Origin of the sequence: Streptomyces lancefieldiae (genome assembly GCF_031845825.1) — a bacterium.
Lineage (GTDB): Bacteria > Actinomycetota > Actinomycetes > Streptomycetales > Streptomycetaceae > Streptomyces > Streptomyces lancefieldiae.
Window position 1 is genome coordinate 15,523 of record NZ_JAVRFH010000017.1, and the last position, 14,344, is coordinate 29,866.

Genomic DNA, 14,344 nt, shown 5'->3' on the forward strand with positions numbered 1-14,344 from the left:
GCGCACTTGATACCGTCGCCCATCGTTGTCCTCGACTGCATGCCCATGACGACGAATGGGAAGGTGGACGATACTGCGCTGCCCGATCCCCCCTCCTCGCGCCCCGAGCTGAGCCGGTCGTACACGGCCCCGGACAGCGCGGCCGAGCGGCGCGTGGCCCGGGTGTGGCAGCAGGTGCTGACCCCGGACCGGGTCGGCTTCCACGACAACTTCTTCGACTTGGGCGGCAATTCGATACGGCTGCCGGCCGTCCACGCGGCGCTCCAGAAACACCCGGAGTACCAGGACTTCATCACCCTGACCGACCTGTTCCGGCACCCGACGGTGGCCGCCGTGGCTGCCCATCTCGACCAGACGGCCGAGCAGGAGGCGGCCCGGCGCGGCAGCGACCGCCGGGCCGCCCTGCACAAGCTCCGTTCCAGGAAGGGCACGACGCGATGACGACCGAGGAAGCCACACAGCACGACCTTGAGCAAGCGGTGGCCGTCGTGGGGATGAGCGGACGTTTCCCCGGCGCCCCCGACCTCGACGCCTACTGGGCCAACCTTCGCGACGGCGTCTGCTCGCTGTCCGAGTTCACCGAGGAGGAACTGCTCGCCGACGGGGCTGACCCGGCCGAGCTGCGCAATCCCGCGTTCGTCCCGGTGCAGGGGCATCTCGCTGACGCGGACCGCTTCGAGGCCGAGCTCTTCGGCTTCAACCGCACCGAGGCCGCCGCCCTCGACCCGCAGCACCGGGTGCTCCTGGAGACCGCCTGGTCGGCGCTGGAGGACGCCGGGTACGCCCCGCTGAACGCACCGTTCCGCACCGGCGTCTACATGAGCGGCAGTTCGACGGAGCACGCGCTGGCCGCCGAGACGGACCCGGCGCTCGCCGCGTCGATCGGCGCGCTCCAGATGCGTATCCTCACCGACCGCGAGTTCCTGGCGCCCTGGATCTCCTACCGGCTGGGCCTGGACGGGCCGAGCATGATGGTCCAGACGGCCTGTTCGTCCTCGCTGACGGCGGTCCATGTTGCCGTCCAGGCCCTGCTGCTCGGCGAGTGCGACACCGCACTCGCGGGCGGCGTCGCCATCGGCGCCCCGCGCAAGGAGGGCTACGTCTACTACCAGGGTGGGACCTCCTCCCCCGACGGCCGCTGCCGCCCCTTCGACGAGAAGGCGGCCGGCACGGTGCCGGGCAGCGGGGTGGGCGTGCTGGTGCTGCGGCGGCTGGAGGACGCACTCGCCGACGGCGACCCGGTGCGCGCGGTGATACGGGGCACGGCCGTCACCAACGACGGGGCCGGCAAGGTCGGCTTCACCGCTCCGGGCGTGGACCGGCAGACGGCCGCGATCACCGAGGCGTGGACGGCGGCGGGGCTGGAGCCGTCGGCGGCGCAGTACGTGGAGGCGCACGGGACCGGGACCGAGCTGGGCGACCGGATCGAACTGGCGGCGGCGAGCGCGGCGTTCACCGCCCGAGCCGGCCTCGAAGGCGGCGTCGGCATCGCGCTCGGTTCGGTGAAGTCGAACATCGGGCACGCCGACGCGGCGGCCGGTGTGGCGGCGCTGATCAAGACGGTCCTGATGCTGGAGCACGCCACCCTGGCCCCGACGGTGAACGTCACGAGCCCGATGGCCGCCCTGCGGGACTCGCCGCTGCGGCTGGTGACCGAGACCCGTCACTGGCCGTGCAGGCCGGACCTGCCCCGGCTGGCCGGCGTGACGTCGGTCGGCATGGGCGGCACGAACGTGCACGTGGTGGTGGAGGAGGCACCGGCACGCGAGCCGCGCGCGAAGGCCGACGCCCGCCCGGCGGTCCTGCCGCTGTCGGCCCGCACGAGGCATCAACTCGCTCTCGCAGCATCACGTTTGGCGGCACGTCTGCGCGAGGCCGACGCCCCCGCCCTCACCGATGTCGCGCACACCCTGCGCACCGGCCGGGTCGGGATGCCCGTGCGTGCCTACGTGGTCGCCGCCGACGTGCAGGAGGCGTCGGACAAGCTCATGGCACTGGCCGAGGGCCACCCGGATCCGGTGCGGGATCCGTCGGGGGAGGCGTGGCTGCGCGGCGAGGAGGTGACCTGGCCGACGCTCGACGTCGAGGTGCGCCGGGTACGGCTCCCGTCGTACCCGTTCGCGGGCGAGAGCTACGGCGCCCTGACGCTGCGCGGCCCGGCTGCTCAGGCGCCGGCCGAGAGTGCGGCGCCCGCACTGGGGAGGGAACTGGAGGCCAGGGTCGCCGAGTTGGTGATCGAGGCGCTGGATCTCGACGGGCCCGCCGGTCTGGAGAAGACGTACCTCGAGGCGGGCGGCGACTCGCTGACGTCCGTGCATCTGGCCGGACGGCTCCGCGACGAGCTGGAGATCGACGTACCGATCGAGCTGTTCCTGGAACCGGTCACGCTCAAGGAGATGACGGTCCGCATCGTGGAGATCAAGGAAGGGGGCGCGGGCGCCGGGCGCCCTGCTCGCCGAGGTACGGCCGTGTGGCGGCCCACCTTCGCCTCGGTGCACGGCGAGGGCGTGACCGAGGTCCACGCGAAGGACCTCACCCTTGACAAGTTCCTCGACGCACACATCCTCGCCGACGCCCCCGCGCTGCCCCGCGCCGAGCGGGAGCCGCGCACCGTGCTGCTGACCGGCGCGAACGGCTACCTCGGCCGCTTCCTCGCCCTGGAATGGCTGCGCAACCTGGCGCCGGCCGACGGCCGGCTGATCGCCCTGGTGCGCGGCAAGGACGCCACCGCGGCCCGGCAGCGGCTGGACGCGGCCTTCGACAGCGGCGACCCGGAGCTGGTGCGGACGTACGAGGAACTGGCCGCGGTCCATCTCGAGGTCGTGGCGGGTGACATGGCGGAACCGCGGCTCGGCCTGGACGAGGCGGCCTGGGATCGGCTGGCCGACGAGGTCGACCTGATCGTCCACGCCGGTGCGCTGGTGAACCACCTCCTGCCGTACCCGCACCTCTTCGACGCCAACGTCGTCGGCACCGCCGAACTCATCCGGCTGGCCCTCACCCGCCGGGCGAAGCCGATCACCTACATCTCCAGCGTCGGGGTCGCCGACTCCTGCCGGCCGGCCCTCGACGAGGACACCGACGTCCGCGTCGCCATACCGGCCCTGAACGTCGACGGTGGCTACGCCAACGGATACGCGACCAGTAAATGGGCCGGCGAAGTGCTGCTGCGGGAGGCGCACGACCTGTGCGGACTGCCGGTCACGACCATCCGGTCCAGCATGATCCTCGCGCACAGCCGGTACGGCGGACAGCTCAACGTCACCGATGTGTTCAGCCGCCTCCTGTTCAGCGTGCTCGCCACCGGGGTCGCGCCGCGCAGCTTCTACCGTGCGGACGGCGAACGCGCCCACTACGACGGCCTGCCGGTCGACTTCACCGCCGCCGCCGTGGTGGCGCTGGGGGGCCGCGGCACCTCTGAAGCCCCGTCCGGATACCGGACGTTCAGCCTCGTGAACCCCAACGACGACGGCGTCTCCCTCGACGCCATCGTCGACTGGCTCGCGCAGGACGGCCACGCCATCGAGCGGGTGGACGACTACGCCGAGTGGTACCTGCGGTTCGAGGCGGCGATGCGCGCCCTGCCCGAGGCACAGCGGCAGTACGCGGCACTTCCCATCCGGCACGGCTTCAAGGAGCCGGAGGACCCGGTACCCGGATCCGTCATCCCCTCCGACCGGTTCCGCGCCGCCGTCCTGGCCGGCGCGATCGCCGGGCACGGGGACATCCCGAGCGTCACGCGCGACCTCGTCACCAAGTACGCCCGGGACCTGAAGAGCCTGATGACAGCGGGGCGCCCCATGGACGGCGGCCACGTCAACCACTGACGTGCCGCCCGGGACGGCCGGAGCTGTCCGTCTACCCCAAGGCACGCAGCATGTGCGGCACGCGCCGGCCGGACTGGATTGCCTGTTCGAGGACCTGCTCGTGGAGGCCGAGGAGCGCGGCGAGTTGCTGCCGCACGCGGTCCCCGCGGAGATCGCACGGCTGGTCGTGGGCGCCTGGACCGGAGTGCAACTGGTGACCGAGGCGCGGCTGGAGAGCCCGGGCCTGTCCGAGGAGATAGCGCGGCTCTACCAGTTGATCCTGCCGAACGTCGCCACCATCGGCGTCCTCGCCAAGCTGGACACCTCCCCTACCGCGCGAAGCGCCTGCTCGAATGGGCGCCCTGAACGCTCAGTCGGAGCTGACCTCCACTGTCAAGGTCGACTTGCAGCCCTACAGCAAGTCAACAGCGCCGCAGTCAGTTGCTGCAGCACCTGGTGGAGATGGCCGGGGTGCTGCTCGTCGGCCGGGGTGGCGCCCGGCTGCTGCAGATCCTGAAGGGCTGAACAGTGCCTTCGTCACGGAGATTCCGATCGTCGACTTCCTGGCCGACTCCTCGGTCTTGACCGACGCCCGGCTTAGCGGCCGGGCGCGAACCGTATCGGCAGAGCCTTGATCCCGTATACGGGGGTCAGATCCGGAAACCATTCGATCGCCGCGTCATCGGCGACGGTGTAGTCCGGTATCCGGTCGAACACCTCCTCCAGCATCGCCGTGAACATCTCTCGCACCATGGCCGCGCCCACGCAATAGTGCTGGCCGGCGCCGAAAGCGAGGTGGCGGCCAGCGTCGCGGTTCAGGTCGATCCGGTCCGAGTCCGGGAAGACGGAATCGTCGCGGTTCGCCGCGGCCCACCCGAGCAGCACCTGCTCGCCCCGGGTGATGCGCTGCCCGCCGAGTTCGACGTCCTCGGTAGCAATCCGGCCCGTGCTTTGAACGGGCGAGACCCACCGCAGGAACTCGTCCACGGCGGTGCGGATCATCGAGCGGTCGGACATCAGCCGGGACCGCAGCTCGGGCTGATGGGCGAGGGTACGGAGCGCGATCGCGGTCAGGCTTGACGTCGGATGGATGCCGAGCAGCAGCAAATACATCATCGAGATGATGTCATCGTCCGGTACCGGTGCTCCGTCGACCTCACGGGTCGCCAGGTGCCCGAGCAGCCCCCGCTTGTCGCCGTCCCGTTGCGCGTCGAGTGCTTCCACCAGCTCCAGGCAGATCAGTTGCGCGCATTCGCGGGCTGTCGACGGATCGTGCGGAGCGGCGAAAAGCGCCCGGTAGAGCAGGGAGTCGATGTCGAACCACCGCTCCTCCGGCAGTCCGATGTCCCGCATGGTCAGAATGCTGGGCAGCTTCTCGGTCATCGCCAGAACGATGTCACACTCGCCGCGCTCGATCACCTCGTCGATACAAGCCGCCGCCAACTGCCGGACCTCGCCGGCGCGCGCGGCGACCCGCTTCGGGGAATAGAACACGGAGATCAGCTTGCGGTACTTCAGGCACTCCGGCGAGTCGAGTTCCAGCGGTATCATCCGGTTGCTCTGCCCGAGTGAGGGAATGGTCACACCCTGCACCGTGCCGTCCGCCCTGTCCTGCGCGGTTTGGAAGGTCCGGGCATCGCGGGCCGCCGAGGAGACCTCACGGTGGCCGGTCGCGACCCAATAGCCGTCCCAGGCGCGGCTCCACTGCACCGGGCAGGATTCGCGAAGTTTCGCATAGGTCGGAAACGGATCCACCGCTATCGCCGGGTCATGGCTGTCATAGTCGAACCCTGCTCGCATGTCCACCAAGGAAATCACCTTCGCTGTCACGGAGTTTGCTCGGAATCGCGCTCCGTGACCTTAACAGCCGAATCGACGACGGCAGATGACGCAGCAATATTGATCGAGTATTGGGCAACGATCGACAACAGTCGATTCTGGGTCTTCGGCTTTAGCCTCGATTTTTCGGTGGGGTTTGGTCGTCAAGGGCTTGCCGGGAAACAGGTCGTGGCCTCCGGCTGCGAGACACTTTGTTCTGCTATGGGGAGACCGGAGGGGATCGAGGCCGTCCTGGCTACGCAGGTCCAGGTGTTGTCGCCGCATCTGGACGAGCGTCAGCGTCGGCTGGCCATAGGGGCGGAAGCGCTGTCGCTGGGGCATGGTGGGATCAGGCTCGTCGCTGCCGCGGCCGGGGTTCGAGAGGGCACGGTCTCGCGCGGAGCGGCTGAACTGGAGTTGGGTCATGCTCTGTTGGGGCGGCTGCGTCGTCCTGGCTGGGGGCCGGAAGAAGGCTGTGGACCTTGAACAGCGTCGCGCCCTCGGCCCGGGCCACCTCGGTCAGCGCCGTGTGCAACCCCTTCGTCCACGCCGAACGTGATCGTGCCGCAGACCCCGTCGGACACCGGCCGATGCGGCCGGCCCACCGGCAGCCGCAGCTTCTCGGGCATGCCGACGTAGTCCGCGTAACTCACGGGAAGCCTCGGCGTATCCGGTGTGACACCGCGCCGTCGCGCCGCGTAGGCGCGGGAGGGGTAGCGGGCGAGCAGCTGGCGCGACCAGCCGTCGCTGACCATGTTGTGCATCGAGAGGAGGAGTACGTGGTATCGCGGCCCGAGCGCGAATAGCCAGGCCCGGAAGGGCAGTTCGCCGGTCAGGGCGAACGAGCGCGCGGACGCCTCGTACAACGCCTTCCGCAGCTCTGTTCCGGCCGGCTCCCGGTACCCCAGCACCATCGCGAGCAGCCGGCGACGGTACCGCACGACGGCGGGGTCATCGTGATCGACGACTGTGGGGACCGCAAGGACGGCACGGCCACCGCGCATGTGGGCCGGCAGTGGCCGGGCCGACTGGGCAAGACGGACAACGGCATCGTCACGGTGACCACGGTGTGGACCGACGGCCGCGTGTACTACCCGCTGCACGCACAGCCGTACACGCCCGCCCACCACTTGACCCGCGACCGGTCTGTCCCGGCCTTCCGCACCAAGCCGCAACCGTCCGCCACCCGCGTGGCCCGGGCCGAAGAGGCGGGCTTCGCCTGCCGGGCCGTGGCCGCCGACTGCGCCTACCCGGTCAGTGACGACCAGTACCTCGCGCTACGCGAGGCCGGCCCGCCCTACGTCGTAGCGCTCAAGCCGCACCACGGCACCTGGGAACGGGCCGACAGCCCTGCGGTGAAAAGCAAGCCGAGACCGATCCAGTACTGGCCCGACATCGTCGAGGGGTGCCTCGCCGGACATGCCTCACACTCAACCGCCCTGACCTGCAACACCACTTGAAGATCGGTGGTGTCTGGAGCGTGTTGCTCACCACGCTACGGAAGCCCTCTTCCTCCTCGATGTCGGCTATCGGCAGATGGGGCACCCGACTCATCGACGCATGGGCAGCAACGCAGATCCCGCAGCGGGCAATATCTGTCAACTGCCCGTGTCGGAGAGGACATACATTGCTCCACAGAAGACCTCACACCCTCGATCTGGGAGTTTGAGGAATCACAGTCGTTGGACCAGAAACGCGAGATCAGCATCTCTGCCGAACTGAATCTACTTACCTCTTGTGATCTCTGTATGGGGTCGCGGTTCTCGGGTCGCGCGGACAAGGTTCTGGAGAACAATGAATTTTGATGGGGCATTGCTCGAAGACTGGATGCGCGACCACTATCATGACGCTGCGATAGACATCGGGTCGAGTGGGGTTCTTGACTACTCGCTCGGCCAGGTGCGACAACTCGCCGGCATCGAGCCTGGTGATTTGGACGAGATCGTTTTCCGGGACAGTCCGTGCCTGGGCCGGGACGACCTGCGCGAGGCCATCGCCTCGCGCTGGGGAGACGGTGACGCGCGCAGGGTGATGCTCACGCACGGTGGCAGCGAGGCCATCTACGTCGCGCTCCAGACCCTCCTCGAGCCAGGTGACCAAGTCGTCGCCCTGCACCCGGCCTACCACTCGCACGTATCCGTCGCAGAGTCCATGGGGTGTGAAGTTCTGCGCTGGCGGCTGCGCGAGGAGGATAAATTCCGGCCTGACGTGGAAGAACTTGCGAGGCTCGTCACTGCGCGCACAAAGGTTATTGTGGTCAACTTTCCGCACAACCCGACCGGCGCGACACTCGACCTTGCGGGTTTCCGTCGCCTGCTTGAGATTGCTGACAATGTTGGCGCCTATCTCCTGTGGGACGGTGCTTTTACGGACCTGGTCTACGGTGACGCACCGCTGCCGGACCCCGGACTGACCTATCCGCGCACTGTGTCGATCGGAACCTTTTCAAAAGCTTTTGGTCTACCCGGCATGCGTTTCGGATGGTGCATGGCCGACCCGGAGCTTCTGCGGGCGATGACCAACCTGCGCGACCGCATCACCCTCAGCCTCTCTCCGCTTCTCGAGTACATAGCGCTGCGCGTCGTGCAGCGTGCAGACGTCTTCATCGCTCCCAGGCTGAAGAACGCCAAGGCCAACCGACGCCTGTTGGCCGACTGGGCCGCGCGGCACGAGGATCGTGTCGACCTACCGCTGCCCCTCGGCGGGGTGACGGCGTTCCCGCAACTACGCCCGTGGCGGGACACGACCGAGCTGTGCCGTCGGCTGGGAGAGACCAGCAACATACTGCTCGTCCCCGGCCGGGCATTCGACCACCCGCGCCGCGTCCGGCTCGGTTTCGGCGGCGATCGCAGTCAACTGAGCAAAGGTCTGGACATTTTGGGCGCTGAGTTCGCCGCGAGTCCCCAACCGTGAGGCGGAAAGGAACCCTGACGAACATGCAGAGCATTGAACTCTCAGACATTGAGTTGAAGACAGTCAACGAAGTACTCGCTTCGCTCACGGCGAAGTTCCAATCGATCAGTGACCCGGAGTTCGTCCGGCAGTGCGCTGTGTACGCACACGAGCTGCCGCAGCGGCTGCGGGCGGAGTTGAACGCGTTCCGCCTGGAGGCTTCCGGTGGCGTGCTGTCCATCCGCGGCTTCCGGATTGACGACGTCGCCATCGGGCCCACTCCCGAGCACTGGCGTTCCCACGTTGGCCGAGCGTCCACGCTTCCCGCGGAGGTGTACTTCATGCTCTGCGCATCCCTGCTGGGCGACCCCATCGCCTGGGCGACACAGCAGGACGGCCGGATCATGCACGACATCTTTCCGATCAAGGGTCACGAAAATGAGCAGCTCGGCTCTGGCAGCGAAGAACTGCTGACCTGGCACACCGAGGAGGCCTTCCACCCGCTGCGGGCCGACTACCTCGGCCTGGCCTGTCTACGCAACCACGACCGGGTGGCAACGACCTTCGCCTCGGTCGACGACCTCGAGCTCACTGGTGAGATCAGGGACCTGCTGTGTCAGGAGCGGTACCCGATCAGGCCCGACCGCTCGCATCTGCCGCACCACGACGAAGAGGACCGGGAGATGTCGACGCGCGAACGCGAGCTGCTCTCGCGCAGCTATGAATGGATCATGGCCAAGGACAGCGAGCCCGACCGAGTCGCAATCCTCTTCGGCGACCGCGAAGCACCCTATCTACGCATCGATCCATTCTTCATGGAGGACGCATACGCCGTCCCGGACAGCGTCCGCGCAATGAAGGCCATCGTCGCGGAGGTCGATCGCAACATACGAGACTACGTGCTCGAACCGGGTGAACTGCTCTTCCTGGACAACTACAAGATCGTGCACGGCAGGGTGCCATTCACTGCCCGCTTCGACGGCACGGACCGCTGGCTCAAGAGGCTGAACGTGGCGCGCGACCTGCGGAAGTCGCGCGATCGCAGAATCAGCCACGACGCGCGAGTGATCCATTGACGACCTACAGAGCCTCGGCCCCTCGCGGCCGGACGGACCCTACCTGGAAACGACTGGGAGACGTCAGTGTCGACTACCCAAGACTCTGCGATGCAACCGAAAGACAGCCAGAACCGCCGCGTTGACAGCGATTTCCCCCTTTCCCTGGCACAGGAGCGGATCTGGGTCTCCGAGCAGCTCGCCGATGCGGGCTCGCACTACGGGGCCCCGGTTGTGTTCGCCCTGCGCGGCGAGTTGGACCCCGGGCTGCTCGAGGTGGCTCTGACCCATATCGTTGAACGGCACGAAGTGCTGCACTCTGTGGTCTCCATCGCGTCTGGCTCGCCCCGGTTCGTCGTCGTCCCCGCACGCCCCGTACGACTCGATCCACAGGATGTGGCCTCGGAGCAGGAGATGACTGAGCGGGTGAGCGCCGCGACGGCAGCTCCGTTCGACCTCTTGCATGGGCCGCTCGTGCGGTTCGGCTTGTACCGCCTTGGTCCCGCGGATCACCGCCTGCTGGTGGACATACATCACCTGATCTTCGACGGAGTCTCGGCCGGCGTGTTGGTCCAGGAGCTTGCCGAACTTCTTGCCGCGGGGGCCGAGGGCCGCACACCCGAGCTCCCCGTGCTGCCTTTCGCCTACGGGCAGTACGCCGTTGCGCAACGGCGCTCGCTCGCCGAGGGCCTGTTGGACAGTCAGGTCGAGCACTGGTGTACTCAGCTCAGGGACGCGTCCTTCACACTTGAACTGCCCACCGATTACCAGCGTCCCTCACGCATGAGCTTCCATGGCGCCAGCCACTCCTTCACATTGCCGGCTTCGCTGGGCGTCGAACTCGCGGAGGCGGCCCGCCGCTGGAGCGTCACCCCCTACGTGGTCATGCTCGCTGGCTGGGCTGCCGTTCTCGGCCGCTACGCAGGCCAAGAGGACCTGCTGGTGGGCACCGCCATGGCCGGCCGGACCGAGCCGGGCACCGAGGAAATGATCGGCATGTTCGTCAATGTCCTGGCCCTCCGGGTACGCCCAGAGCGAGGTCAGACCTTCCACGGCCTGGTCGACCAGACACGCCGGGCTTCCATCGAAGGTCTCGCCAATCAGGAAGCGCCGATCGAGAAGGTCATCGAGCGACTTCGTACGCCACGCGACCCGAGCCGCAATCCGCTGTTCCAGACGGCGTTCATCTACGACGAGGCGCTTGAGGAGTCCATACACGTCGCGGGACTGACCATCGAGGGCGCCGCACCGCCACCGCGCACCGCCAGCAAACTTGACCTGAGTATCGAGGTCGTTGAGCGGGACGGCCGACTCGAAGCGGAAATCGAGTACGCGACCGACCTGTTCGCGCCGGAGACGATCCGCCGCATCGCGACGCACTACACCACCTTCCTCGCCAACGCGGTCCGCTCGCCGAACCGACCGCTGTGCGAGATTCCACTGGCCTCAAAGGAGGAGCACGCTCTGCTGGCAACGCAGCAGAGCGGAGACGGCGCGTCATACGATCCTGTCGTCCTCCCCTCGCTCTTCGAGGCCCAGGTCGCGCGGCGCCCCGACGCATGCGCGGTCTCCTGCGGCGAAGCGCGGTGGAGCTACCGACAACTCAACGAGCGGGCCAACCGGCTTGCCAGAGCCCTGGTTGCCCGCGGAATGGGACCCGAGAAGCTGGTGGGGGTCGCGTTGCCCAGCGGCCCGCTCCTCGTCCTGGCCATCCTCGCGATCAGCAAGGCGGGTGCCGCGTTCCTACCGCTCGACCCGGCCTATCCGGCCAAGCGAATCGAGTACATCGTCGGCGACGCGCGCCCCGCCCTGCTGCTGACCGATGCCGCCGGCGCCACGGCCCAGCCCTGGACGACGCCGATCCTGGTCCTCGACGAACAGCAGACCGGGCGTGACGCGGACGCGGACGCATCGAACCTTTCCGACGCACAGCGGTCGCACCCACTCACCCTCGCGCACCCGGCATACGTCATTTACACCTCCGGTTCGACCGGGACACCGAAGGGCGTGACGGTCACGCACGAGGGCCTCGCTGGGCTCTCCGGCGCGCAGATCGAGGCATTCGGCGTACGGTCCGACAGCAGGGTCCTGCAATTCGCCAGTCCAAGTTTCGACGCCTCCGTCTCGGAGCTCTGTATGGCCCTGCTCAGCGGCGCTACGGCGGTGTTCGTCCCGGGCCTTCACGATTTCGTCGGGGGTTCGTTCGAAGCAGTGCTTGTCCGAGAGACCGTGACGCACGTAACCCTGCCGCCCTCGGTACTCGCCTCGCTCTCCCCCGACGAGGATCTGCCCGCGGACCTGACCATCGTGGTTGCCGGGGAAAGCCTGACCGCCGACCTCGCCGCACGCTGGTCCGGCCGTTGCAGTGTGTTCAACGCTTACGGGCCTACCGAGGCCACGGTGTGCGCAACGCTGATCGGCCCGTTGACGGGGAACGAGGGGAACGAACCGCCACCCATCGGCCGGCCGATCGCCGGCACCCAGATCTTCGTCCTGGACGAGGGCCTGCAGCCGCTGCCGGTGGGCGTGGCGGGCGAGCTGTACCTTGGCGGCGCTGGGCTGGCCCGCGGATATCTCAGCCGACCCGACGTCACTGCGGCCAGCTTCGTTGCCTGTCCCTTCGGCCCGGCCGGGGGGCGGATGTATCGCACCGGAGATCGGGCCCGCTGGCGCAGCGACGGGAATCTTGAGTTCGTCGGGCGCCGGGACGACCAGGTCAAGATGAACGGCTTCCGGATCGAGCTCGGCGAGATCGAGAACGTGATCGCAGCGCACCCAGATGTGGAACAGACCGCCGTGGTGGTACGCGAAGACAGGCCGGGGCTGCGGCAAGTCGTCGCCTACGTAGTGGCCCAGGCGCCCAACGAGGAGATCCTCGCCCACGCCGCGTCACAGTTGCCCGGTTACATGGTCCCGTCTGCCGTGGTGCGCTTGCAGAACCTGCCGTTGACCACGAACGGCAAGGTGGACCGGCGTAACCTGCCTGCTCCGGACGACCGTACATCTGTCCCCGATCGCAGCCCGGGCACCGCGCGCGAGCAGCAACTGTGCAAGCTGATCAGCGAGGTGCTGGACCTCTCTGCGGTCGGCGTGGACGAGAGCTTCTTCGAACTCGGCGGCCGGTCTCTGCACGCGGTGCGTCTGCTGAGCCGGATCCGCAGTGTCATGGGTGTAGAGATCGGTATCAAGGCCCTGTTCCAGGCGCCTACCGCGGCGTTGCTCGCGGCGCAGATCGACTCTGGTCAGGTCGCCGTCATCACCCGGCCGGCACTCCTCCCGATGGTCCGCTGACCCACGGCACAGAGCAGTAGGGATCTTGATGATTGTGTCAAGCCGTTTGCATGACCGATCGGACCGAGGCGAGCAGCCTCTTGTCGGGCGGCACCGCGCGCTCCGATCCTCCCGAAGCGCCAACATTATGTGGGACCAGTCATGATCCCTCTGTCGTTTGGTCAGCTCGGACTGTGGTTCATCCATCAGATGAATCCGGGCAACTCGATATACACCATGCAGCTCGCTTCGCGGCTGACGGGGCAGCTGGACCGCACAGCCCTTGAGGAGGCATTGCGGGACGTCGTGCAGCGACATGAATCGCTTCGCACGGTGATCCGGGACGGTGAGGGCGGGCCGCACCAGGTTGTCCTGGACATCTCGGAATACGCGGTGAGACTGGAGTACGAGGAGCTTGCCGAGCAAGACGTGTACGAGGCGATGCACGAGGCCTCGGAGCACCCGTTCGACCTTGTGCACGACCTGCCTCTTCGGGCATGGCTGTTCGCACTGGGGCCGCAGGAGCACGTGCTGCTCATATCGATGCACCACATCGTCAGCGATGGCTGGTCGCTCGGGCCGCTCACCCGAGACCTCGCCCGTGCCTACGCGGCGCGGCGCCGTGGTGCCGAGCCGAATATGCCGCCGCTGCCTGTCCAGTACGCCGACTACGCACTCTGGCAGAGGCGGTTGCTGGGCCGCGAGGAGGACCCGGACAGCCTGGCGTCGAGACAGCTCGCGCACTGGCGTTCGGTGCTCGACGGCATTCCCCAGGAACTGCGGTTGCCGGTGGATCACCCGCGCCCACCGATGTCCGACTTCGCCGGGGGCACCATCGAGTTCACCCTCGACGCCGATCTGCATACGGCACTGGCCGAGGTCGCCCGCACCGAAAGTGCGACCATGTTCATGGTATTGCAGGCCGGGTTTGCGGCGCTGCTGAGCAAGCTCGGTGCGGGCGCCGACATTCCGATCGGCTCACCTGTGGCCGGCCGCATGGATGATGCGCTGACCGATCTCGTCGGGTACTTCGTCAATATGCTGGTATTCCGCGTCGACGTCTCCGGCGACCCGAGTCTGCGAGACCTGGTCAAGCGGGTCCAGGCCGTTGCCCTTGATGCCTACGACAACCAGGACATCCCCTTCGATCGCCTGGTCAGGGAACTCAATCCTGCCCGCTCGCGGACCCGTCACCCGCTTTTCCAGGTGATGTTGACCCTGGAGGACAACACCGACGCCGGGCTCAAGTTCGACGGATTGACCGACGTGCCCGTGGACATCGACGCCGGCAGCTCCATGTTCGACTTGGCGTTGAGCCTGCGGGAGAACTTCGGCCCGGACAAGGAGCCGGCCGGGATGGATGCGTTCCTGGAATACCAGCTCGACATGTTCGAACCGGAGACCGCACAGCACGTGGCCGACGGTTACCGGCGGATGCTGGCCGCTCTTGCCGTGGACCCGGATGCGCCGATCAGCACGGTCGACGTGCTGCGGGTTGCATAA

Annotated in this window: 8 protein-coding genes and 2 pseudogenes; 8 read left to right on the forward strand and 2 right to left on the reverse strand. The window is 67.6% G+C overall.

The features are described from left to right. Positions 1-63 precede the first annotated feature (63 nt). Both RM812_RS18630 and RM812_RS18635 read left to right on the forward strand, forming a co-directional pair. Positions 64-441, forward strand: a complete 378-nt coding sequence (locus RM812_RS18630) for a phosphopantetheine-binding protein (RefSeq protein WP_311573786.1) — start codon at positions 64-66, stop codon at positions 439-441. Then, complete coding sequence (locus RM812_RS18635) at positions 438-3,827, forward strand: thioester reductase domain-containing protein (protein ID WP_311573787.1); 3,390 nt, start codon at positions 438-440, stop codon at positions 3,825-3,827. The genes RM812_RS18630 and RM812_RS18635 overlap by 4 nt, the downstream gene beginning before the upstream one ends. A 576-nt stretch (positions 3,828-4,403) precedes the next feature. Here the strand turns inward: RM812_RS18635 and RM812_RS18640 are convergent. After that, the gene (locus RM812_RS18640; RefSeq protein WP_311573789.1) at positions 4,404-5,636 is read right to left on the reverse strand and encodes a cytochrome P450; all 1,233 of its coding nucleotides are present in this window, start codon (positions 5,634-5,636) and stop codon (positions 4,404-4,406) included. 210 nt (positions 5,637-5,846) lie between these two features. Between RM812_RS18640 and RM812_RS18645 the strand changes: the two are divergent. Further along, positions 5,847-6,086: pseudogene (locus RM812_RS18645) on the forward strand (ISAzo13 family transposase); the annotation flags it as partial. Here the strand turns inward: RM812_RS18645 and RM812_RS43080 are convergent. Beyond that, on the reverse strand, positions 6,047-6,628 hold the full coding sequence (locus RM812_RS43080) for a condensation domain-containing protein (protein ID WP_394816477.1): 582 nt from the start codon (positions 6,626-6,628) through the stop codon (positions 6,047-6,049). The pseudogene RM812_RS18645 and the gene RM812_RS43080 sit on opposite strands and share 40 nt — an antisense overlap. Between RM812_RS43080 and RM812_RS18650 the strand changes: the two are divergent. The 5 genes and pseudogenes from RM812_RS18650 to RM812_RS18670 all read left to right on the forward strand — a co-directional run. Continuing rightward, positions 6,539-6,976 (forward strand): annotated as a pseudogene (locus RM812_RS18650) (transposase); the annotation flags it as partial. The gene RM812_RS43080 and the pseudogene RM812_RS18650 overlap by 90 nt on opposite strands. Before the next feature lie 460 nt (positions 6,977-7,436). Beyond that, on the forward strand, positions 7,437-8,537 hold the full coding sequence (vioD, locus tag RM812_RS18655) for a capreomycidine synthase (RefSeq protein WP_311573791.1): 1,101 nt from the start codon (positions 7,437-7,439) through the stop codon (positions 8,535-8,537). 23 nt (positions 8,538-8,560) lie between these two features. Then, positions 8,561-9,592 carry a guanitoxin biosynthesis L-enduracididine beta-hydroxylase GntD gene (gene gntD / locus RM812_RS18660; protein WP_311573792.1) on the forward strand — a complete coding sequence of 344 codons (1,032 nt, stop codon included), beginning with the start codon at positions 8,561-8,563 and terminating at the stop codon, positions 9,590-9,592. Positions 9,593-9,682: 90 nt separating this feature from the next. Then, positions 9,683-12,862 (forward strand): non-ribosomal peptide synthetase, encoded by a 3,180-nt coding sequence (locus RM812_RS18665; protein ID WP_311573794.1) that lies wholly within the window; start codon positions 9,683-9,685, stop codon positions 12,860-12,862. Positions 12,863-13,003: 141 nt separating this feature from the next. Next, entirely contained in the window at positions 13,004-14,344 is a 1,341-nt protein-coding gene (locus tag RM812_RS18670; RefSeq protein WP_311573795.1) for a condensation domain-containing protein, read from the forward strand.

Excerpts from the sequence above, each read along its gene's own strand:
- RM812_RS18635 (WP_311573787.1), top strand. The coding sequence starts at position 438 with ATGACGACCGAGGAAGCCACACAGCACGACCTTGAGCAAGCGGTGGCC.
- RM812_RS43080 (WP_394816477.1), bottom strand. The coding sequence starts at position 6,628 with ATGCGCGGTGGCCGTGCCGTCCTTGCGGTCCCCACAGTCGTCGATCAC.
- gntD (WP_311573792.1), top strand. The coding sequence starts at position 8,561 with ATGCAGAGCATTGAACTCTCAGACATTGAGTTGAAGACAGTCAACGAA.
- RM812_RS18665 (WP_311573794.1), top strand. The coding sequence starts at position 9,683 with ATGCAACCGAAAGACAGCCAGAACCGCCGCGTTGACAGCGATTTCCCC.
- RM812_RS18670 (WP_311573795.1), top strand. The coding sequence starts at position 13,004 with ATGATCCCTCTGTCGTTTGGTCAGCTCGGACTGTGGTTCATCCATCAG.